We start from the raw sequence: 18,609 nt of genomic DNA on the forward strand, positions 1-18,609 counted from the left end.
AACCGGCGACCTATTCATTACGAATGAATTGCTCTACCAACTGAGCTATTTCGGCAACCTCGCCTTAGTGGCTTTCCCGCTAAAGCGATGCAAAGATAGGGATTTATTTCAAATCTACCAAAAGCTCGCTCAGAAATTCGTTGAGCTCGTCATTGAGCCCCTCCAGCAGCGGTGTGGAGAGCTGTACTAGCTCCTCATCGAGGAAGAGCAACTCCTCGAGGACGGAGAAGTCCGAGCGTACGAGGACGACGGAGAAGGGACGGGCGAAGATCGCCTTGTCCCAGTAGCCCTTCTGCTCGAGACGCGTCACGACCTCGCGCAAGGTCTCTAGAGCCGCCTCGCTGGGGGCATCTACGGAGCCTGTGTCCTCCCAGGCGTAGACCGGTAGGCGTGAGAGCTCCTCGTCGGTGTCGTCGTAGAGGCGCAGCTCGCCAGCGGCGCAGTCTAGCTGGATGAAGAGGTCATTGATCGGGTGGTCTAGCCGTGGTGCCTCCTCGCTGAGGAGACTGAGAAAATGCTTGCGTAGGAGCTGTAGCTCGCGTTCGTTGCTGTGCGACATCGTTGTACTATCTAGGTGTAGTCCACTTTCGCCCTTGGAGGCTCCACGGAGAGCCCGAGGGTGGGAGGCAGACGCTCTACCGCAAAGGTACGCAGTAATCTTTACTTTTTTGGCCTGTCCCGCCTAGCTCTCGAGTTACGCGCATCTGACCCATCTCGCCGCTCTTTCTTTAGGTACAGCGAAGGGACAAGCACGCCCCAGCGAGGTGCGGGTATAGGGGAAGGCGGCGTGAGGGATATCAGTCAGAGCACTGAGTGCCGGCAGTCAGCGCGATGAGGGCTATCAGTCAGTTGGCTGAGGGATATCCCTCGCAGGGCTAGGAGAGAGCGCTTGGCTCCCTTCGTCTAGGCTGAGACAAAAGTGGGAGGGCTGCTGGGACATTCCCAGCAGCCCTCCTTGTTAGCTTATTCTTGCTAGTGGGGAGGTGCGTCGCCCCTAGCTTTGCACCTTACTTCTTCTTTGGGGCCGCCTTGGACTCAAGCAGAGGAAGGTACTTGCCGTAGCCCTGCTGTACCATGGAGTCGCGGGGGACGAAGCGCAGGGCCGCGCTATTGATGCAGTAGCGCAGACCGCCTCGCTCCTTCGGTCCGTCATCGAAGACGTGCCCGAGGTGTGCCTTGCCGGTCTTGCTGCGCACCTCGATGCGTAGCATGCCGAGGGTCTTGTCCTGGTGCTCCTCGAGGAGCTTGTTGTCGATGGGACGGGAGAAGCTCGGCCAGCCGCAGCCCGAGTCGAACTTGTCGGCCGAGACGAAGAGCGGTTCGCCCGTAGTGATGTCTACGTAGATCCCCTCGCGATGCTCATTCCAATAGTCGTTGTCGAAGGGGTGCTCCGTCGCGGCGTGCTGCGTGACGGCGTACTGCGTGGCCGTGAGGCGCTGGCGGAGCTCGCTGTCGCTGGGGCGCACGTAGGGATTGGCCTCACGTGCGATGCGGAAGAGCTCGGGGCGTATGTGGCAGTAGCCGCTGGGATTCTTGTCCAGATAGTCCTGGTGGTAGTCCTCTGCGTTGTAGAAGTTCTTCAGCGGGGCTAGCTCTATGGCCAGCGGCTTGTTGTACTTGGACTGCAGCGCGCTGAGTGCCGCCTGGATCACGGGTAGATCCGTGGAGTCGGTGTAGTAGATCCCCGTGCGGTACTGATCCCCGACGTCGCCGCCCTGACGATTGAGCGAGGTGGGGTCTATGGTGAGGAAGTAGAGCTCGAGGATCTTGGAGAGGGTGAGCTGATCGGGAGCGTACTGGAGGTGTACGGCCTCGGCGAAGCCTGTCGTATGGGAGCATACCTGCTCGTAGGTGGGGGCGCTGGTATGGCCATTGGCGTAGCCTACCTCGGTGGAGGTGATGCCGCGTACTTGCTTGAAGAAGTGCTCCGTACCCCAGAAGCAGCCTCCGGCTAGATAGATCTCTTTCATGCCTGCTAGGTGTTGAGTGGGTTTGCTAGGTGTCTGTGCTCGTCTCGTAGCAGAGGTGTAGCTGGCTAGGCCAGCTGTGGCGGCAAGGATGAGGACGAGGAATCCGAGCGCCCTGAGTGACTTGGTGTTCATCTGTATGGCTTGTCTATGGCGCACGCGATGGCGTGGCTCTGTCTAGAGAACGCAGGCTAGCTGGTGCGAGTTGCCCCTATTGGGCTATGAGCTCATATACGCTATCTATGATAGGCACTGGGGCGCTGACTCTAGGGTAGAATCAGCGCCCCAGCTCCTTAGGGTCGTGTCGGCAGTGCGCGCCGTGAGGACTGCTAGAGCCCCTTACGCTTGGCCTCGTTCCAGAGCTCGTCCATCTGCCCTAGGGTCAGCTCACGTAGCGACTGGTGTCCCAGCTCGGCAGCGCGTGCCTCGACGTAGCCGAAGCGGCGGATGAACTTCTCATTGGTACGCTCTAGGGCGTCGTCGGGATTGACTTTGTACTTACGCGCTACGTTGATGACGCTGAAGAGGAAGTCCCCGAACTCCGCCTCGGTGTCCTCCACCGAGCCGCTCGTGATGGCCTCCTGCAGCTCGTCGAGCTCCTCACGCACCTTCGTCCAGACCTCCTCGGGCTGCTCCCAGTCGAAGCCTACACCGCGTGCCTTGTCCTGGATGCGGTAGGCCTTGATGAGGGCGGGCAGCGAGCTGGGGACGCCTGAGAGGACGGTCTTATTGCCGTCCTTCTCCTTGCGCTTGAGCTCCTCCCAGCGCTCCAGCACGATGTCGGTGGACTCGGCCGTGGCCTCGCCGTAGACGTGCGGGTGGCGGTAGATGAGCTTGTCACAGAGGGCGTGGCAGACATCGGCTAGGTCAAAGTCCCCCTGCTCCTGAGCGATCTGGCTATAGAAGACGATGTGCAGGAGCACGTCGCCGAGCTCCTTCTTGAGCTCCTCGTGCTGCCCCTTGAGGATCGCGTCGGAGAGCTCGTAGACCTCCTCGATGGTGTTGGTGCGGAGGCTCTCGATGGTCTGCTCCCTATCCCAGGGGCAGTCCACACGCAGGCGCTCCAGCACGTCGAGGACGCGGCTGAGCGCGGCGAGCTTCTCTTCTCTCGTGTGTGCCATATTCCTTTAGCTGGCTTCTTTACTTGGTGCGACTGGCGAACTCACTGAGGCCGCCCTTGAGGAAGGAGATATAGGCAGGCACGTCCTCGTCGTAGGCACGCGAGGGGGCCAGCGGCTTGCCCTGGTGATCCAGCAGGACGTAGAAGGGCTGGGCATTGGCGCCAAACTTCACGCGCTGCAGGTAGCTCCACTTATCCCCGATGGTGCGGAGCTTGACCTCATGGCCATCCTCCTGGACGACCATAGGCTCGGCGAGTGGCTTCTTGTCGTCGACCATCAGCGTGATCAGTACGTAGTCCTGCTCGAGCAGCTTCTTGACCTCAGCGTCGATCCAGACGGAGGCCTCCATCTTGCGGCAGTTCACGCAGCCGTAGCCTGAGAAGTCGATGATGACGGGCTTGCCCACCTGGCGGGCGTAGGCCATACCCGTCTCGTAGTCGTCGAACTGGGCGTGCACCTCATTCTTGTACAGGTTGAGGTCCTGCGTCTTGAGCGGCGGGGCGAAGGCGCTGATCGCACGCAGCGGAGCTCCGATGAGCCCAGGCATCATGTAGACAGCGAAGCTCAAGGATACGATGGCCAGGAAGAGGGCAGGGATAGGGGTCTTCTCCTGGGGCGAGTCATGCGGGAAGCGGAGCTTGCCCAGCAGATAGAGCCCGAGCAGGATGAAGATGACGATCCAGAGCGAGAGGAAGACCTCGCGGTCGAGGATGTGCCAGCCGTAGGCGAGGTCTGCGATGGAGAGGAACTTCAGTGCCAGCGCCAGCTCGATGAAGGCTAGGACGACCTTGACGGAGTTCATCCAGCCGCCGCTTTTAGGCATGGACTGCAGCAGCCCTGGGAAGATGGCGAAGAGGGTGAAGGGCAGGGCAAGGGCGAGGGCGAAGCCGAACATCCCCACAGCTGGCGCTAGGAAGCCCGAGCTCGAGGTGGCAGCCTGTACCAGCAGCGTCCCGATGATGGGACCCGTGCAGGAGAAGGAGACCAGCGCGAGCGTGAAGGCCATGAAGAAGATGCTCACCAGCCCCGTAGCGCTGTCGGCCTTCTGGTCCATCTTCGTCGTCCAGGAGGCAGGTAGGACGATCTCGAAGGCGCCGAAGAAGGACGCCGCGAAGACCACCAGCAGCAGGAAGAAGAAGATGTTGAAGTAGGCATTGGTCGCTAGGTTGTTCAGCGCATCAGCACCGAAGAGCGCCGACACCGAGAGGCCGAGCGCCAGATAGATGACGATGATCGCCAGCCCGTAGATGGCGGCGTCGCGTATCCCCTTCTTGCGGTCCTTGCTGCGCTTGAGGAAGAAGCTCACCGTCATGGGGATCATAGGCCAGACGCAGGGCGTCACTAGGGCGACGAGTCCCCCTACGAAACCAGCGAAGAAGAGCATCAGCAGCCCCGAGTCCGCCCCACTGAGGGCGCGGTCTCCATAGGCCTTGAGCTCGGAGATGACGGGCGTCCAGAGGGCGCTAGCGGCATCAGAGGGCTCGGCGGGGGCTACAGCGGCGCTGTCGGCAGCCTGCTGGACGCTGTCTGCTGTGAGGGGCTGGGCGGCCTCAGCGGTAGGTGCGACCTCGGCCTTAGCCTCGGTCTGTTCGGCTGCGGGGGCCGCGGCGACCTTGCCTAGCTCCTTGAGGGCGATCGTGAAGTCCCAGTTGGTGGGCGGGAGGCACTGCTCGTCATTGCAGACCATATAGCGGATGGCCCCCGAGAAGGCAAAGGCCTTAGGGTCGGTGATGCGTAGGGTCTGGCGGAAGCTCACCTGGCCCGAGTAGAAGCGCAGCATCATGTCGAAGTTCGGGTCATGCTTCTCGATGGGCTTCTTGCTGGCCGTGAGCTTGCCCACGAGCTGGGCGCCCGCGATCTTGTCTACGATGAGGCTCGTAGGGGTGGGCCCCCCGCTGGGGAGATCGGTGCCATAGAGGTGCCAGTCTCCCTTGATGGTTGCCGAGAAGACGATGACCTTCTCCGTCGGGGACTTATCCTCTACAGAGTGCGACCAGCTGACGGCGTCGCGTATGATCTGTGCCTTGGCCCCGAGGCTCGTCAGGAGCAGGGCTAGAGGCAGGAGCAGGACACCTAGCCGGCGGGCTAGATGGCGTGAGGATGTGATCTTCATCTGTGTGTGTATTATCGTTTAGCTGTGTGTTACTTGCGTCCCTTGCTCGTGCCCCCTGCCTGGGAGGAGTTGGCGCCAGACTTGGCAGCGGCTAGCTTGCCAAGCTCCTTGACGGGGATGTCGAAGGTCCAGTTCGCTGGTGGGAGGCACTGGTCGTCATTGCAGGCCATATAGCGCATAGCCCCTGAGAAGGCGAAGACCTTGGGGTCGGTGATGCGTAGGGTCTGGCGGAAGCTCACCTCTCCAGCGTAGAAGCGGAGCAGCATGTCGAAGTTCGGATCGTGCTTCTCTATAGGCTCGCGGCTCGGCATGAGCTTCCCGACTAGCTGGGCCCCGGCGATCTTGTCCACGATGAGGGTCGTAGGCGTGGGGCCGCCGCTGGGGAGCTCGGTGCCGTAGAGGTGCCAGTCGCCCTTGAGCTTGGCTGTGAAGACGATGACCTTCTCCGTGGGGGACTTGTTCTCTACAGAGTACGACCAGCTGACGGCGTCGCGTGCGATCTGTGCCTGGCCTCTTAGGCTCGTCAGGAGGAGCGCTAGGGGGAGCAGTAGGGTGGTGGCTAGCCTGCGGGCTAGACGCTGTGCGGATAGGATGTTCATCGCTGTCTATCTCCTTGAGTGATGTGTATTATCTGCGAGCTTTGCTCGGGGCGCCTTTGGTCGAAGGTTCCTTGCTGGAGCTAGCTCTGCTGGGGCTAGGCTTGGCGGAACGCTTGCCCTTGGGGCTGTCGAGGCGGCCGAGGGAGCGCAAGAGCTTGCGGAAGAGTGGGGGAATGGGGCGACGGAAGTCCAGCAGCTCGCGCGTCACAGGGTGCGTGAGCGTGAGGTGTGTCCCCTCGAGGGCTACACGCCCCAGCTCGGACTCGGTCGAACCGCTACGCCAGTCGCCGACGATGGGACAGCGTAGGGCGGCGAACTGGCGGCGTAGCTTGTTGTTGCGCCCCTTCAGGAGCTCGATACTCACGAGGCTGCGCTCGGGACTGGCGCTGAGGACGCGGTAGCTGGCGAGGCCTGCCTGGCTGAGCTGCCCCTCGTCCGAGCCCTTGGTGCGCTTCTTGGTCCGAAGGCCCTTCTTGCCCTTGGTGTCCTCCTGAGGAGCGGGCGGCGTCAGGGTGCCATGCTCGGGGCTCAGCTGCCCCTCGACGACAGCGGTGAAGTGCTGGCTGCGGACGTAGCGGCCCCAGTGCTCGCTCAGCTCCTGCTGCAGCTCCTTGCTCTTGGCGAAGACGACGATGCCCGCCGAGTCCTTGTCCAGGCGGTTGACGTGGTAGACCTTCGCTAGGGGGTTGAAGCTCTTGAGGTGCTCCGACAGTAGGCGTAGCACCGTCTTGTCCTTCTCCTCGCCGCTGGCTACCGTGGGGAGGCCTGCATCCTTGTACACGACGACCAGCCACTCATCCTGATAGAGGACGTTGAGCTGCGTGTGGTGGAGCTGCTTGGGTAGAGGCGCGGGGTGTACCTGGACGATGTCCCCTGCCTTGAGCGGCGCGTCGAACTGTGTCGTCGGCTCGTTGCCGATGGCGATGAAGCGGTCGTGTAGGAGCTGCTTTACGGTGGTGCGGCTCTTGTCGCTCAGGGCCTGCAGGAGGAAGGGGAGGAGGGTCGTATCCTCACTGACACGTAGGCGCAGGAGGCTCTTGCCGCGGCTGCCAGGTACGCTGATGCGCTCAGGGCCTGCGGGGGGCTGGGGCTTAGTTCTTTTTTCCATGCTTCTTTTCATCTAGGTAGAGCAAGACATTGCCGTAGATCATATAGACCAGGCCGAGGGCGAGGAAGAGGAGCCAGGCGTTCTGCCCATAGGCATCGAAGACCCCAAAGCGAGCGACGGCCGACAGCCCGAAGAGCAGGCCCGAGAAGACGCCCATGCGGGCGACGCGGCGTACGACTTGGGGCGCGCCGCGCTCGGGTGCCACGAAGTAGTAGGCTAGGTAGCCTGCCGCCCCCAGTGCATAGCACAGGTCGAAGACGAAGTGCCCCGTCAGCTGCAGGGCCGCCCCCGAGAGGAGCAGCAGTAGGCTGACGATGTAGAGATACTTATACTTGATGTTCATTGACGGGTATGAGGCTAGCGCCCTCGGGTACTATACTTAGTCGGGCTAGTGTGCCGTGGTGTCGGCGAGCTCGGCCTGTGGGGTGATGAGGAAGATCTCCTCACCGGGGGTACGCATATAATACTGTTCGCGGGCGATATGTTCGATATGCTCCACGCTGGTACGCACATCATTGAGGCGCAGACTATCGCTGCGGTAGCGCTCTTGGTAGTACTGATAGCTCTGCTGTACCTGCTGCATGCGAGCGCGATGCTCGATGTATGCGCCGATGCTATACTTATTGGAGGTGCCTAGGATCCAGACCACGATGAGCGGCCCAGGGAGGAGGATGAGTGCCGTGCGGTGGCGGTAGAGCCATCGTTTGCAGCGGTTGAGCTTGTCCTTTAGCCAGCCTTGCTGCTGGTCGTCCTTGTCTTGCATTCTTGTCATCTGCCCCTTGGGATGAGGCTATAATAAGGCATAATATATACCGCTAAAATACGGAAAAATAGCTTACCTCCCTCTGCGATCAGCTTCAGCCCCAGCTCCCCGCCTGCTGGGGGGCAGCGCGCGCTTTCCTTTGGTCTAAGATGGATGAGTCCTGTCCCTTTCTCCTTGGGAAGGAGCAGCCCGCATGCAGCCCACGCGGCGAAGGCTCTCCGCTCGTCGAAGCTATCCTATCGGCTAGCTTGTGGTGCAGGCTCATCAAGCAGATTAGACGGCCTCAGCCTTGCCTCTTCTCGTGTAGGAGGAGGCGGACGGCGGCCGATCGGCGTGCTCCCACCAGTCCCTCAGCGGCATCCCAATAGTCTCTCAGCGCACTCACAGCAGAGCCTCGACGGGATTTGTTATATCACTTTTGCTCCTGATGGACGTCAGTCAGCGCGCTGACTGACGTCCATCAGCGCCAATTATTATATTACTTTGCTCGCTCCCCCTTAGCTAGGAGCTTAGGCTGGGTGGGATCGGAGGTGCTTGCCCCTCCTGTGGGGGCTTCGGGGGACAGGGCTTCGGCGGCTCTTTCGGAGGGCTGTCGTATCTTTGCGCTCAGTGTAGGACTTCGCTCCTTACCTAATAGATAACTACTTTACCCACCCCATACATTACAGACGTATGATAACGACAGACCAGCTCAATGACCTGCTGGAGCGCAAGCTCGCGCTGAGGAGGTACCTTTGACATCGATAGTCGACGTATAGAGCTCGAGGAAGAAGAGCTACGCACGGCCGACCCTGCCTTCTGGGAGGATCGTAGTCGTGCCGAGGTGCAGATGCGCCGTGTAGGCGAGCTGCGCCGCTGGATAGGCTACTACGACGAGGTAGAGCGCCTCGTCGACGAGGTGAGCCTCGCCCTGGAGTACTACCGTGAGGAGATCACCACTGAGGAGGAGGTCGATGCGGCCTACGCCTCCGCCGTAGCCCTCCTGGAAGAGGTCGAGCTGAAGAATATGCTCCGCTCGGAGGAGGACAGCCTCGGCGCTGTGCTCAAGATCAATGCCGGAGCTGGTGGTACCGAGAGCCAGGATTGGGCCTCGATGCTGGCACGTATGTACAGCCGCTGGTGCGATAGGCAGGGCTACAAGACCACCATCACCAACTGGCAGGACGGCGACGAGGCGGGGATCAAGACTATGACCATGCAGGTCGAGGGCGATCAGGCCTATGGCTTCCTCAAGAGTGAGACGGGCGTGCATCGCCTGGTGCGTATCTCGCCCTACAACGCGCAGGGCAAGCGTATGACCAGCTTCGCCTCCGTCTTTGTCGTGCCGCTAGTGGATGACAGCATCGAGGTGGAGGTCAACCCCGCCCTGATGAGCTGGGACACCTTCCGCTCCAGTGGTGCAGGGGGGCAGAATGTCAATAAGGTCGAGACGGGCGTCCGCCTGCGCTACCGCTACACCGACCCCGAGACGGGCGTAGAGGAGGAGCTGATCATCGAGAATACCGAGACGCGCAGCCAGACGGACAATAGAGAGAACGCGCTGCGCCTGCTGCGCTCGCAGCTCTACGACAAGGAGCTGGAGCGTCGTCGTAGGGCTCAGGCGGAGGTCGAGGCAGGGAAGAAGAAAATCGAGTGGGGGGCGCAGATCCGCAGCTACGTCTTCGATGACCGCCGCGTCAAGGATCACCGCACGGGCTACCAGACCTCCAACGTCACGGCCGTGATGGACGGCGAGATCGATGGCTTCATCAAGGCCTACCTGATGGAGTACGGCGCCGCGCCCAAGGAGGACTAGCCTCACGTCTCGGCGCTGATGCGTCTAGTCACCCCCGCCCTATAGAGGCAAAGCTCCGCGCCAAGTGTGCGGCTGCATCAAGCAATAAAGGATAAGCCCAGGCTACCAGCTGGTAGCCTGGGCTTATCCTTTATCTCAGGTTGAGCTGCGAGGCAGCTCGTGGACGCTCGTGGGCGTGTCTGTCTTACTTCTTGCTCGTAGAGTCAGCCTTGGCAGCGGTAGCCTTGCCTGCGGTGTAGTGCTCGTTGAGGTACTTGATGAAGTCGTCGGTGATGTCCAGCGCCTCCTCGGCGTAGAGCACGTTATCCCCCACCTGCGTGAGGACGAGCTTGTAGCGGCCATCCTTGTTGTACTCCTTGAGCTGGGCACGTAGCTCCTTCATCATATCCTCGAGCATGAGCTGCTGCTTCATCGCCAGCTGCTGGGAGAGCTGGGCGCCGAGGGCCTCTCCCTCCTGCTGCATGCGGATGAGCTTCTGCTGCTCGCTCTGCTGTGCTTCGGCTGAGACGAAGGCGTTGATACGCATGCGGCGCTCGAAGTCAGCCGCGGCCTTCTGTAGGGCAGCCCCCTTGCTCTGTAGGCGCATCTGATGCTCCTGGGCATCCTTCTCCAGTGCGGCCTTGACCTCCTGGGCGTACTTGTACTGGGAGGTGACCGAGTCCATACGGACTAGGGCGATGGGTAGACCAGTAGCCTGTACCTCGGCGGCGGTGGCAGGAGCGGACTTCTGCGCCTTATCCTTACACGAGGGGAGGCTGAGGACGGAGGCCAGCGCTAGCGTAAGCGAAGCAAAGCCTACGAGACTTTTCTTTGTCATAAGTGATGTATCTGGGATTAATTCTGTTGCGTATGGGATCAGGGGTCTAGTCCTGCTGGGCGACGCGCTCGGCGAGCGAGCGGTGCTGCTGGGCCTCCTTGTGCTGCGAGGTGTGGCAGGAGATGCCGCGTGCCTGCATCGCCTTGCTCCCCCCGACGTGGGTGTTGGGGAAGCGCCCTCCTCGCTGTAGGATGATACGTACCGAGAGTAGGAGCACAGCGATCGCAACGATGAGGAGTGAGACGAGGATGAGTGCCATCATTAGTTTACTATATTATCTTTATATTTGTTGTGGACAAAGTTACGAGTTTTTGTGCTACCTAGCGTAGCCCACCTCTGCCCGTAGCCTGGGCGTCTCCGCCCAGCCGTCCTCTAGTCTGTGACACGTACACATCATTAATACATAACAGTAAGTACAATGGAGATTACAGAACTGAACCCCAAGATCGTATGGAAGTACTTCCATGAGATCACACAAGTCCCCCGCCCCTCGAAGAAGGAAGGTAAGATCATTGCTTATCTGGAGAAGTTCGCCAAGGAGCATGGCATCGAGTATAAGAAGGATCATGTCGGGAACATCGTCATGATCAAGCCCGCCACCCCAGGATACGAAGATCGCGTCAAGGTCATCCTCCAGAGCCATGTCGACATGGTCTGTGAGAAGAACGCTGGTACGCAGCATGACTTCGACAACGATCCTATCCGTACGATCATCGACGGGGAGTGGCTGCACGCCGATGGTACTACCCTCGGTGCGGACAACGGGATCGGCTGCGCGGCTCAGCTGGCGCTGCTCGCCTCCAAGGACCTAGAGCATGGCCCCATCGAAGCCCTCTTCACCGTAGACGAAGAGACGGGTATGACGGGTGCCTTCGAACTCAAGCCAGGCTTCCTCACCGGTAAGATCCTCATCAACCTCGACAGCGAGGACGAGGGCGAACTCTTCATCGGCTGTGCTGGTGGTAAGGGGCTTGAGGCCACCTTCAGCCCTCAGTGGCAGCCCGCTCCTGCAGGCCTCGTATGGCTGCGCGCTGCGGTCTCTGGCCTCAAGGGTGGTCACTCGGGCGGCGAGATCCACTGCGGTCTCGGTAACGCCAATAAGATCCTCACCCGCTACCTCTATAGCCTAGAGCGCGAGCTGGGTAGCTGGTCGCTGGCCGAGATCGCTGGGGGGAACCTCCACAACGCCATCCCTCGCGAGGCACACGCCCTCATCGGTGTACGTCCCGAGGACAAGGCTAAGGCTGAGCAGCTCCTCGAGACGCTCTTCAAGAACGTCCAGGCCGAGCTCAAGCGCGTCGATCCTAAGGTACGCCTCGAGCTCACGGAGGCTGCTGCCCCCAGCCAGGTCATCGACGATAAGACCAAGTACGGCCTGGTGCGCTCGCTCTACGCTTGCCCCCACGGCGTCCTGGGTATGAGCCACGAGATGGAGGACCTGGTAGAGACGTCCAACAACCTCGCCTCCATCAAGCAGCGCGACGGTAAGATCGTCGTCACGACGAGCCAGCGCAGCTCTACGACGAGCCTCCGCGACAGCGCGAGCGAGATGGTCGCTTCGGCCTTCGAGCTCGGCGGAGCTCAGGTAGCCCTCACCGACGCTTATCCAGGCTGGAAGCCCAACCCCGAGTCGGCTATCCTCAAGGCTTCGGCGGATGCCTATCGCAAGCTCTTCGGCAAGGAAGCAGCGGTCAAGGCGATCCACGCTGGTCTGGAGTGCGGCCTGATCCTCGACGTCTATCCCGACCTCGATATGGTCTCCTTCGGCCCCACGCTGCGCGACGTCCATTCGCCCGCTGAGCGCATCGAGATCAAGACGGTAGACCTCTGGTGGCGTCACCTCCTCGAGGTCCTCAAGGAGATCCCTACCGATAAGTAGGCCTTCCCCTTCGCCCCGCCTCGGCTTAGCCCAGAGCGAAGGCACGACAAAGCAAGCCCCACGATAGGAGGACCTCCTCGCTATCGTGGGGCTTGCTCTTTGTCGTCGCTGTCTAAGCATGCGGCTGTCGCGAGACTAGGCTCAGGGATAAAGCACAAGCGCTGTACGCGTGCCGCTCCAGAGAGCGAGCCATGCGTACAGCGCTTTTGCTTAGTCGCGTGCTAAGTAGGGGAGTGCCCTTAGCCGATCTTGTAGTAGACGAAGCCCTGCTCCTGCAGCTGCTCCTTGTCGTAGATATTGCGCCCGTCGAGGATGAGGGGCGTGCGCATGGTGCGCTTGAGGACGTTGAAGCTCGGCAGGCGGAACTCCTTCCACTCGGTCACGAGCATCAGCGCGTCGGCATCGACAGCGGCCTCGTACATATCACGGCAGTAGCTGACGCGATCGCCCAGGCGGCGGCACGCTTCGTCCATAGCGATCGGGTCGTAGACCTGCACACGGCAGCCCGCCTCCAGGAGGCGCTCGATGAGCACGAGGGCAGGTGCCTCGCGCATGTCGTCGGTCTCGGGCTTGAAGGACAGCCCCCAGAGCGCCACCACACGCCCCTTGAGATCGCCGTCGAAGTGCTGCAGGAGCTTCTCGAAGAGGATCCCCTTCTGCCGCTCGTTCACCCGATCCACCGCCTGGAGCACTTCCATGGGGTAGCCTGCGCGCTGGGCCGTCTGGATGAGCGCCTTGACGTCCTTCGGGAAGCATGAGCCGCCGTAGCCGCAGCCTGGGTAGAGGAACTTGCGCCCGATGCGTGTGTCGCTGCCGATGCCGCGGCGTACCATGTTGACATCCGCCCCGACGAGTTCGCAGAGGTTGGCGATATCGTTCATGAAGGAGATGCGCGTGGCGAGCATGGCATTGGAGGCGTACTTGATCATCTCAGCCGAAGCGATGTCGGTGAAGATGATACGCTCGCGCTGCAGGAGGAAGGGCTTGTACAGACGGCTCATGATCTTCTCCACGCGCGGGCTCTCGGTGCCGATCACCACGCGGTCGGGGGACATGAAGTCGCGGATGGCAGCCCCCTCCTTGAGGAACTCGGGGTTGGAGGCGACGTCGAAGGGGACGGCCACGCCGCGGCGGGCTAGCTCCTCTTGGATGACCTCTTTGACACGCTGCGCCGTACCCACCGGCACGGTGGACTTGGTCACGAGGATGGTGTAGCGATTGATGTGCTGGCCGAAGGTGCGGGCGACCTCAAGGACGTAGCGCAGGTCGGCCGCCCCATCTTCGTCGGGCGGCGTGCCGACGGCGGAGAAGACGACCTCTACGTCCTGCAGGCAGCTGGTGAGCTCAGTGGTGAAGTGCAGGCGTCCAGCCTCGACATTGCGCAGCACCATCTCCTCGAGCCCGGGCTCGTAGATAGGGATGCAGCCCTGCCTTAGGGCCTCGATCTTCGCTGAATCGACGTCGACGCAGGTCACGTCGACACCCATCTCAGCGAAGCACGTGCCCGTGACGAGCCCTACGTAGCCAGTACCAACGATCGCGATATTCATAGCTTGGGATGTTTAGTAGAAGGGGTACTAGGGACCTGCTCGGGCTCTGCCCAAGGCTGCACGCGTGTGCTTGCGCTCCAGGGGATGCTACTTGCTAAGTCTCCAGTCTCTATGGTCATAAGTGCTCGGCGGCGCGTGGCTTAGGAGAGCTTGTGCGAGGAGGTGAATCCTTGGCCAAGCCGACCCCTATCTTGGCCGCCCTTGGCCGCAAAGGTAAGGCGAGAATCTTGTATATGCAAGCTGCGCACGAGCCTCCTAAGTGCAAGAGCCGGAGGAGCATCGCGGTCAAAGCCTGCCCTCTGCTGTGTGCTCCTGATCGGAGGCCTTGGGCCTAGGGAAGCGAAGCCTATCGTGAGCTTAGCCGCCCTGCTTAGCTGCCTGCGCTTACTCTTTGGTCTAAGCTCCCCGCCTGCTCGCCTTGCCCTAGAGCCTGAGCTTCCGAGCCTAAAGGCATAGCTTCGCTGAGCCGAAGGTATACCTATAGGGAGCGAGACGTATACCTTTGGAGCTGAAAACGTATACGTCTTGACTGCAAAACGTATACGTCTGGGGCGCGAAACGTATACGTTTTGGCCGTGAAACGTATACGTTTTGGCCGAAGGGGCTTTAGGCTAAGGAGGGGGAGCGTCCGCTGCTACGAGCGACTACGGGAGGACTTGGGTTACCAAGCACTGCCAAGCGGGAGGTGCTTCGCCTAGCCTAAGGGGAGCCTCGGGGCTAAGGAATCTTGGCTTGTGCCCCTAGCCCGCTGTAGCTAGGAGGCTAAGTATAGGCAAAGGAATCCTTCGCCTGCCTCCAGCGTGTGTTAGGTGGGAAGGAGAGAGGGCTTGCCCTAGGCTCTCCTGACCAGCGAAGAGAAGGGGCGGAGCCAGCTGTCTGCCTGCAGCTGGCTCCGCGAGGGCTATCCCTCAGCCTCCTTCACTGATATCCCTTACGCTCGTGATGGACGTCCCTCAGCGCGCTAACTGATATCCCTCAAGAGCTCGATCCCTGATGCCTAAGCTATGCTGGGGCCTCTCTGTCCCCTCCTGGAGCAGGAGGGGAGACAGTTCAGTAGGCGGGGCTTAGGCCAAGGTATGGGCGGGACTTCCTAGGGTGTAGCCGAAGGAGCTCGGCCCAGCCTTCAGCTAGAGGGAGCTTCCTCCAGCTAGGTCGATCGCCGTGCAGCGTAGAGCCCTTAGTGAAGTCCTGATACGAAGAAGGGCTGCGCCAGAACCAATGTCTAGCGCAGCCCTTTGCTTGAGGGGGCTTGTCCCACGAGGGGAGGAGCGGCGTGTTACTTCAGGCGATCCGCAATGCGTCCGCAGGCCTTGCCGTCGCCGTAGGGATTGTTGGCACGGCTCATCTGGCTGTAGGCGGCCTCGTCGGTCAGCAGGGTCTCGACGCCGCCAACGATACGGTCGTAGTCGGTGCCGACGAGCTGGACGGTGCCAGCCTCCACCGCCTCGGGGCGCTCGGTGGTATCGCGCATGACGAGGACGGGCTTACCCAGGCCAGGTGCTTCCTCCTGGATGCCGCCGCTGTCGGTGAGTACGAGGGTCGAGCGCTCCATCAGGGAGACGAACTGCAGGTACTCGAGTGGCTCGATGAAGAAGAGGTTGCTGAAGCCCTTCAAGTCTTCTCCAAAGACTTCGTGGATGGGCTTGCGTACGTTCGGATTGAGGTGCATGGGGTAGACGAAATCGACCTCGGGGAAGCGTTCGCTCAGCGTCTTGATCGCGCGGCAGATGTGCAGGAAGCCTTCGCCGAAGTTCTCTCTGCGGTGCCCCGTGATTAGTACCAGTCGGCGGCCTTGGTCGAGGCGGGTCACGTCGTACCCAGCCTTGAGGAGGTCCTCGGCTACCTGCTGCTGCAGCGCGGCATCACTCTTGACTCGCTTCACGACCTGGTGCAGGGCATCGATGACGGTATTGCCCGTCACGAGGATGTGCTCATCGCTGACGCCTTCGGCCAGTAGATTCTGTCGGCTCAGCTCTGTGGGGGCGAAGTGATAGGTCGCCATACGTCCCGTGAGCTGGCGGTTCATCTCCTCCGGCCAAGGGCTGTAGATGTTGTGCGTACGCAGCCCCGCCTCCACGTGCCCCACGGGGATCTTCTGGTAGAAGGCAGCGAGGGCCGCCGCCGTGCTCGTAGCCGTATCGCCATGCACCAGCACGATGTCGGGCTTCACCTCCTCGAGGACATCACGCAGTCCCAGCAGGACAAGACTCGTCACGTCATAGAGGTCTTGCTTCTCCCTCATGATCGCTAGGTCATAGTCCGGCGTGATCTCGAAGAGACTAAGCACCTGCTCTAGCATCTCTTTGTGCTGCCCCGTCACGCAGACGATGGTCTCAAATTCACTCACTCTCGCCTGGAATTCCTTCACCAGCGGAGCCATCTTGATCGCTTCGGGTCTCGTCCCAAAGACTAGCATCACCTTCTTCATAGCACTACTTGCTTAAGTTCTTCATACATGCTCTTAGCAAGAGCTTTTCTGTCGTACTGCTCGGCTAAGCGGATCCCTCCCTCCTGCAGCTCCTGATACAACTGAGGGTTGTCAAGGGCTTGCAACTTAGCCATAAAGTCTGATTCATTCTCGGGCTCAAAGCATGCGCCTGCATGATATTGCTCCACGAGGGCTTTAGCCTCCCCCTCGACTCCCATTAGAATAGGAATGGACATTGCCGCGTTCTCAAAGATTTTGGAAGGGATGACGGAGGTAAATAGGTCTGATTTCTTCAGATTGATAAGAGCAATGTCGAGGATGGAGATATAGCGATAGACCTCAGCCTTGGGAACTGGGTCCAGCATCGTGACATTGGTGCAGCCGAGCTCCTCTTTCAGCTTTAGCAGCCTCTCTTTGTCGGCTCCTGCTCCGATCAGTAAAAAATGATACTTCGTCCCTCTGAGACTGTGCGCACATTGCAGGATAAAATCTAGCTTATGAGCCATCCCGTGTGTCCCGATGTATCCTAGAATGACTTTGCCCGATAGCCCTAGCTCCTCGATGAGTGCCTGATCTTTAGGTCGAGGGTAGAATTCGCTACGGTCAATGCCGTTCTTTATGACTGTGATTTTATCAGGAGAGATCCCTCTCGCTGTGATTTTCTTCTTAAAAGTATCTGTGACTACGATCAGCTTCTTCGCTGACTTGTAGCACCACATTTCTTCGCGTTCGAAATATCGTAATGCTGCACCCGCCTTCGCTGCACCAACAGCCTTGACGCTCTCTGGCCATAGGTCTCTTACCTCCATAACCCAAGGCTTCCTTTTGAAGAAGGAAAGGGTTCGCCCTGACAAAGCGGTGAAAAACTGGGGTGAGGTTGCGACTATGACATCTGCTTCGAGAAATAGCCCCGCAAGGAAAGACGAGATAGAAAAACTGATGAAGTCGAGTATTCTCTTGAAGAACCCTTCATTTGCGGTAATGTAGGTCCATACGCGTACGACCTTAATACCCTGCATCTCCTCTTTGCTATACAAGCTATTCCTATAGCCTTTGTATACCTTCCCTTGAGGGAAGTTGGGCGCACACGTTACCACCGTAACCTCTGCTCCTAGCCGTACCCATTCGCAGCAATGTTCATAAGTCCTCACAGCTGGGGCATTAACCTCTGGAGGAAAGTTGTCTGTTAAGAATAAGATCTTCATTAACTTATCCGTATGTAGTATTCAATGTCCTTGGAGAAGAACAACTCAATTACAAAGACTTGCTCCTTACGATTATAATATCTGCTGATATAGTCTTCTGCTACCCGAACTTCTGTGGCTCCACTAATTTTGATGATCGCACCAGTCGAGATGTACACCTCTGTCAAGCTAGCAGATAGGACTCTGATACCGGGTGCTAGGTGTAGCAGACTTACTGCATGATTGTGCGGAATAGAATCTCGAACCTTCAGGCCGTTTTTCATCAAAGCAAACTCCCTTTCATGTATGCAAGACTTACCATAACCATCGTGTCGAGCTCGGATTCGACTTCCTGTATCCAGTAATAGCGTGGTTTTAGCTCTTCTCCCTACGCGGAATCCCCCCCAGGTCTGACTTGAACTACGCCCATCAATGACCACCGTATTGTGAGCTCTTGTGCTTCGCTCATATTCTCTTCTTGGAGTCTTGTCATAGGTAGAGATCCCCGTGTCTATGACTAGTGGTTGGCCCTGTATGCGCAACTCGTAGCTCAGACTATCTGCATGGGTATGCCCTGGTTGGTATGTAGCCATAATGTTCCCCACATCTACTAGGGCTTCCAGGCTTTCGTTTCGTAGCCATCTGTATCCAGACGCTCCGAGGGGAATAGAGTCCCACTCTATTCCCAGATTTTTAGCATAAGTACATAGTCCCTTATAGGGCAAAGCTATACCATAGGCTGAGTCATTGACTAGGGGGATAGATCCATCTCTATATACGATTGAGTCAAGATGACCTAGCATAGCTACTAAGACTTCGCGTAGTGTCTCTAAGACCGATTTATCGCTTAGTCTATCGACATTAGCAGAGGCGAAGTTATAGCAGTCCAAGATCCGATCTAGCAGGATACAATGATACATAGGGGCCTGCTCATAGTGTGCGCCGTCGGGGAGAATTTGTGCTTGAAGCTCTCGCTTCAATAGCTTGCTAGCTTTCTTGCCTAAAGTTTCGTCGGAGAGATATACTGACGCGATGAATAAAGCGCAAATATCCTCTAGCAAGTGATTCGCCAGTAGATGGTATTCAAGCTTTCGTGTTAGCAAATTAACCTGAGCTCGTAAGGAGGACTCCCAGTCAAGTCTTCTCTTCTCGGGGATAGAGTCTGAATTCAGGCATATAAATTTCATCCAGTTGATGATGCGTAGGGCTGTTGGATAAGGATCTTGTCCAATCTTATTTGTGGGCAGGTCTATAATAAAACGATCAATCCATCTTGCTCCTTCTT

The 18,609-nt window shown here is 59.1% G+C and carries 16 protein-coding genes; 2 read left to right on the top strand and 14 right to left on the bottom strand.

The features are described from left to right. Positions 1–103: 103 nt before the first annotated feature. The 8 genes from Q0248_RS07350 to Q0248_RS07385 form a co-directional block, all read right to left on the bottom strand. Positions 104–559: a hypothetical protein gene (locus Q0248_RS07350; protein ID WP_299321095.1), complete on the bottom strand. Its 456-nt coding sequence runs from the start codon at positions 557–559 to the stop codon at positions 104–106. Positions 560–1,007: 448 nt separating this feature from the next. Next, the gene (gene msrB / locus Q0248_RS07355; RefSeq protein WP_299321096.1) at positions 1,008–1,970 is read right to left on the bottom strand and encodes a peptide-methionine (R)-S-oxide reductase MsrB; all 963 of its coding nucleotides are present in this window, start codon (positions 1,968–1,970) and stop codon (positions 1,008–1,010) included. Between the two features lie 326 nt (positions 1,971–2,296). Beyond that, a complete protein-coding gene (mazG, locus tag Q0248_RS07360; protein ID WP_211789192.1) occupies positions 2,297–3,088 on the bottom strand; it encodes a nucleoside triphosphate pyrophosphohydrolase in 792 nt (263 codons plus the stop codon). Between the two features lie 19 nt (positions 3,089–3,107). After that, entirely contained in the window at positions 3,108–5,201 is a 2,094-nt protein-coding gene (locus Q0248_RS07365) for a cytochrome c biogenesis protein CcdA (protein WP_299321097.1), read from the bottom strand. Positions 5,202–5,230: 29 nt separating this feature from the next. After that, positions 5,231–5,800: a protein-disulfide reductase DsbD domain-containing protein gene (locus Q0248_RS07370; protein ID WP_299321098.1), complete on the bottom strand. Its 570-nt coding sequence runs from the start codon at positions 5,798–5,800 to the stop codon at positions 5,231–5,233. A 28-nt stretch (positions 5,801–5,828) separates the two neighbouring features. Then, positions 5,829–6,908 (bottom strand): pseudouridine synthase, encoded by a 1,080-nt coding sequence (locus Q0248_RS07375; RefSeq protein WP_299321099.1) that lies wholly within the window; start codon positions 6,906–6,908, stop codon positions 5,829–5,831. After that, positions 6,892–7,251, bottom strand: a complete 360-nt coding sequence (locus tag Q0248_RS07380; RefSeq protein ID WP_299321100.1) for a hypothetical protein — start codon at positions 7,249–7,251, stop codon at positions 6,892–6,894. Before Q0248_RS07380 ends, Q0248_RS07375 begins: the two co-directional genes overlap by 17 nt. 45 nt (positions 7,252–7,296) lie before the next feature. Then, positions 7,297–7,680 carry a septum formation initiator family protein gene (locus Q0248_RS07385; RefSeq protein WP_299321101.1) on the bottom strand — a complete coding sequence of 128 codons (384 nt, stop codon included), beginning with the start codon at positions 7,678–7,680 and terminating at the stop codon, positions 7,297–7,299. A 663-nt stretch (positions 7,681–8,343) separates the two neighbouring features. Here Q0248_RS07385 and prfB point away from each other — a divergent pair. Then, positions 8,344–9,466, top strand: a protein-coding gene (prfB, locus tag Q0248_RS07390; RefSeq protein WP_299321102.1) for a peptide chain release factor 2 whose coding sequence is annotated in 2 segments (ribosomal slippage) — positions 8,344–8,406 and positions 8,408–9,466 — 1,122 coding nt in all. Because the reading frame shifts where the segments join, the coding sequence is not laid out codon by codon here. 184 nt (positions 9,467–9,650) lie between these two features. Here prfB and Q0248_RS07395 read toward each other — a convergent pair. Both Q0248_RS07395 and Q0248_RS07400 read right to left on the bottom strand, forming a co-directional pair. Further along, positions 9,651–10,283 carry an OmpH family outer membrane protein gene (locus Q0248_RS07395; RefSeq protein WP_299321103.1) on the bottom strand — a complete coding sequence of 211 codons (633 nt, stop codon included), beginning with the start codon at positions 10,281–10,283 and terminating at the stop codon, positions 9,651–9,653. Positions 10,284–10,329: 46 nt separating this feature from the next. Further along, the gene (locus Q0248_RS07400; RefSeq protein WP_299321104.1) at positions 10,330–10,545 is read right to left on the bottom strand and encodes a hypothetical protein; all 216 of its coding nucleotides are present in this window, start codon (positions 10,543–10,545) and stop codon (positions 10,330–10,332) included. Between the two features lie 156 nt (positions 10,546–10,701). Here Q0248_RS07400 and Q0248_RS07405 point away from each other — a divergent pair, with 156 nt between their 5' ends. After that, the gene (locus Q0248_RS07405) at positions 10,702–12,162 is read left to right on the top strand and encodes an aminoacyl-histidine dipeptidase (RefSeq protein ID WP_299321105.1); all 1,461 of its coding nucleotides are present in this window, start codon (positions 10,702–10,704) and stop codon (positions 12,160–12,162) included. 239 nt (positions 12,163–12,401) lie between these two features. Here Q0248_RS07405 and Q0248_RS07410 read toward each other — a convergent pair whose 3' ends face one another. The 4 genes from Q0248_RS07410 to Q0248_RS07425 form a co-directional block, all read right to left on the bottom strand. Continuing rightward, on the bottom strand, positions 12,402–13,712 hold the full coding sequence (locus Q0248_RS07410) for a UDP-glucose/GDP-mannose dehydrogenase family protein (protein WP_299321106.1): 1,311 nt from the start codon (positions 13,710–13,712) through the stop codon (positions 12,402–12,404). Positions 13,713–14,988: 1,276 nt separating this feature from the next. Beyond that, on the bottom strand, positions 14,989–16,140 hold the full coding sequence (wecB, locus tag Q0248_RS07415; RefSeq protein WP_299321107.1) for a UDP-N-acetylglucosamine 2-epimerase (non-hydrolyzing): 1,152 nt from the start codon (positions 16,138–16,140) through the stop codon (positions 14,989–14,991). Then, on the bottom strand, positions 16,137–17,345 hold the full coding sequence (locus Q0248_RS07420) for a glycosyltransferase family 4 protein (protein WP_299321108.1): 1,209 nt from the start codon (positions 17,343–17,345) through the stop codon (positions 16,137–16,139). The genes wecB and Q0248_RS07420 overlap by 4 nt, the downstream gene beginning before the upstream one ends. Then, positions 17,345–18,609, bottom strand: a 1,265-nt coding sequence (locus Q0248_RS07425) for an alginate lyase family protein (protein ID WP_299321109.1), incomplete at its 5' end; no start/stop codon positions are given. The genes Q0248_RS07420 and Q0248_RS07425, both read right to left, overlap by 1 nt.

Origin of the sequence: uncultured Porphyromonas sp., from assembly GCF_938046015.1 — a bacterium.
GTDB lineage: Bacteria > Bacteroidota > Bacteroidia > Bacteroidales > Porphyromonadaceae > Porphyromonas.

Excerpts from the sequence above, each read along its gene's own strand:
- Q0248_RS07380 (WP_299321100.1), bottom strand. The coding sequence starts at position 7,251 with ATGAACATCAAGTATAAGTATCTCTACATCGTCAGCCTACTGCTGCTC.
- Q0248_RS07400 (WP_299321104.1), bottom strand. The coding sequence starts at position 10,545 with ATGATGGCACTCATCCTCGTCTCACTCCTCATCGTTGCGATCGCTGTG.
- mazG (WP_211789192.1), bottom strand. The coding sequence starts at position 3,088 with ATGGCACACACGAGAGAAGAGAAGCTCGCCGCGCTCAGCCGCGTCCTC.
- Q0248_RS07350 (WP_299321095.1), bottom strand. The coding sequence starts at position 559 with ATGTCGCACAGCAACGAACGCGAGCTACAGCTCCTACGCAAGCATTTT.
- Q0248_RS07395 (WP_299321103.1), bottom strand. The coding sequence starts at position 10,283 with ATGACAAAGAAAAGTCTCGTAGGCTTTGCTTCGCTTACGCTAGCGCTG.
- Q0248_RS07370 (WP_299321098.1), bottom strand. The coding sequence starts at position 5,800 with ATGAACATCCTATCCGCACAGCGTCTAGCCCGCAGGCTAGCCACCACC.
- Q0248_RS07375 (WP_299321099.1), bottom strand. The coding sequence starts at position 6,908 with ATGGAAAAAAGAACTAAGCCCCAGCCCCCCGCAGGCCCTGAGCGCATC.
- wecB (WP_299321107.1), bottom strand. The coding sequence starts at position 16,140 with ATGAAGAAGGTGATGCTAGTCTTTGGGACGAGACCCGAAGCGATCAAG.
- Q0248_RS07420 (WP_299321108.1), bottom strand. The coding sequence starts at position 17,345 with ATGAAGATCTTATTCTTAACAGACAACTTTCCTCCAGAGGTTAATGCC.
- Q0248_RS07385 (WP_299321101.1), bottom strand. The coding sequence starts at position 7,680 with ATGACAAGAATGCAAGACAAGGACGACCAGCAGCAAGGCTGGCTAAAG.
- Q0248_RS07405 (WP_299321105.1), top strand. The coding sequence starts at position 10,702 with ATGGAGATTACAGAACTGAACCCCAAGATCGTATGGAAGTACTTCCAT.
- Q0248_RS07410 (WP_299321106.1), bottom strand. The coding sequence starts at position 13,712 with ATGAATATCGCGATCGTTGGTACTGGCTACGTAGGGCTCGTCACGGGC.
- Q0248_RS07365 (WP_299321097.1), bottom strand. The coding sequence starts at position 5,201 with ATGAAGATCACATCCTCACGCCATCTAGCCCGCCGGCTAGGTGTCCTG.
- msrB (WP_299321096.1), bottom strand. The coding sequence starts at position 1,970 with ATGAAAGAGATCTATCTAGCCGGAGGCTGCTTCTGGGGTACGGAGCAC.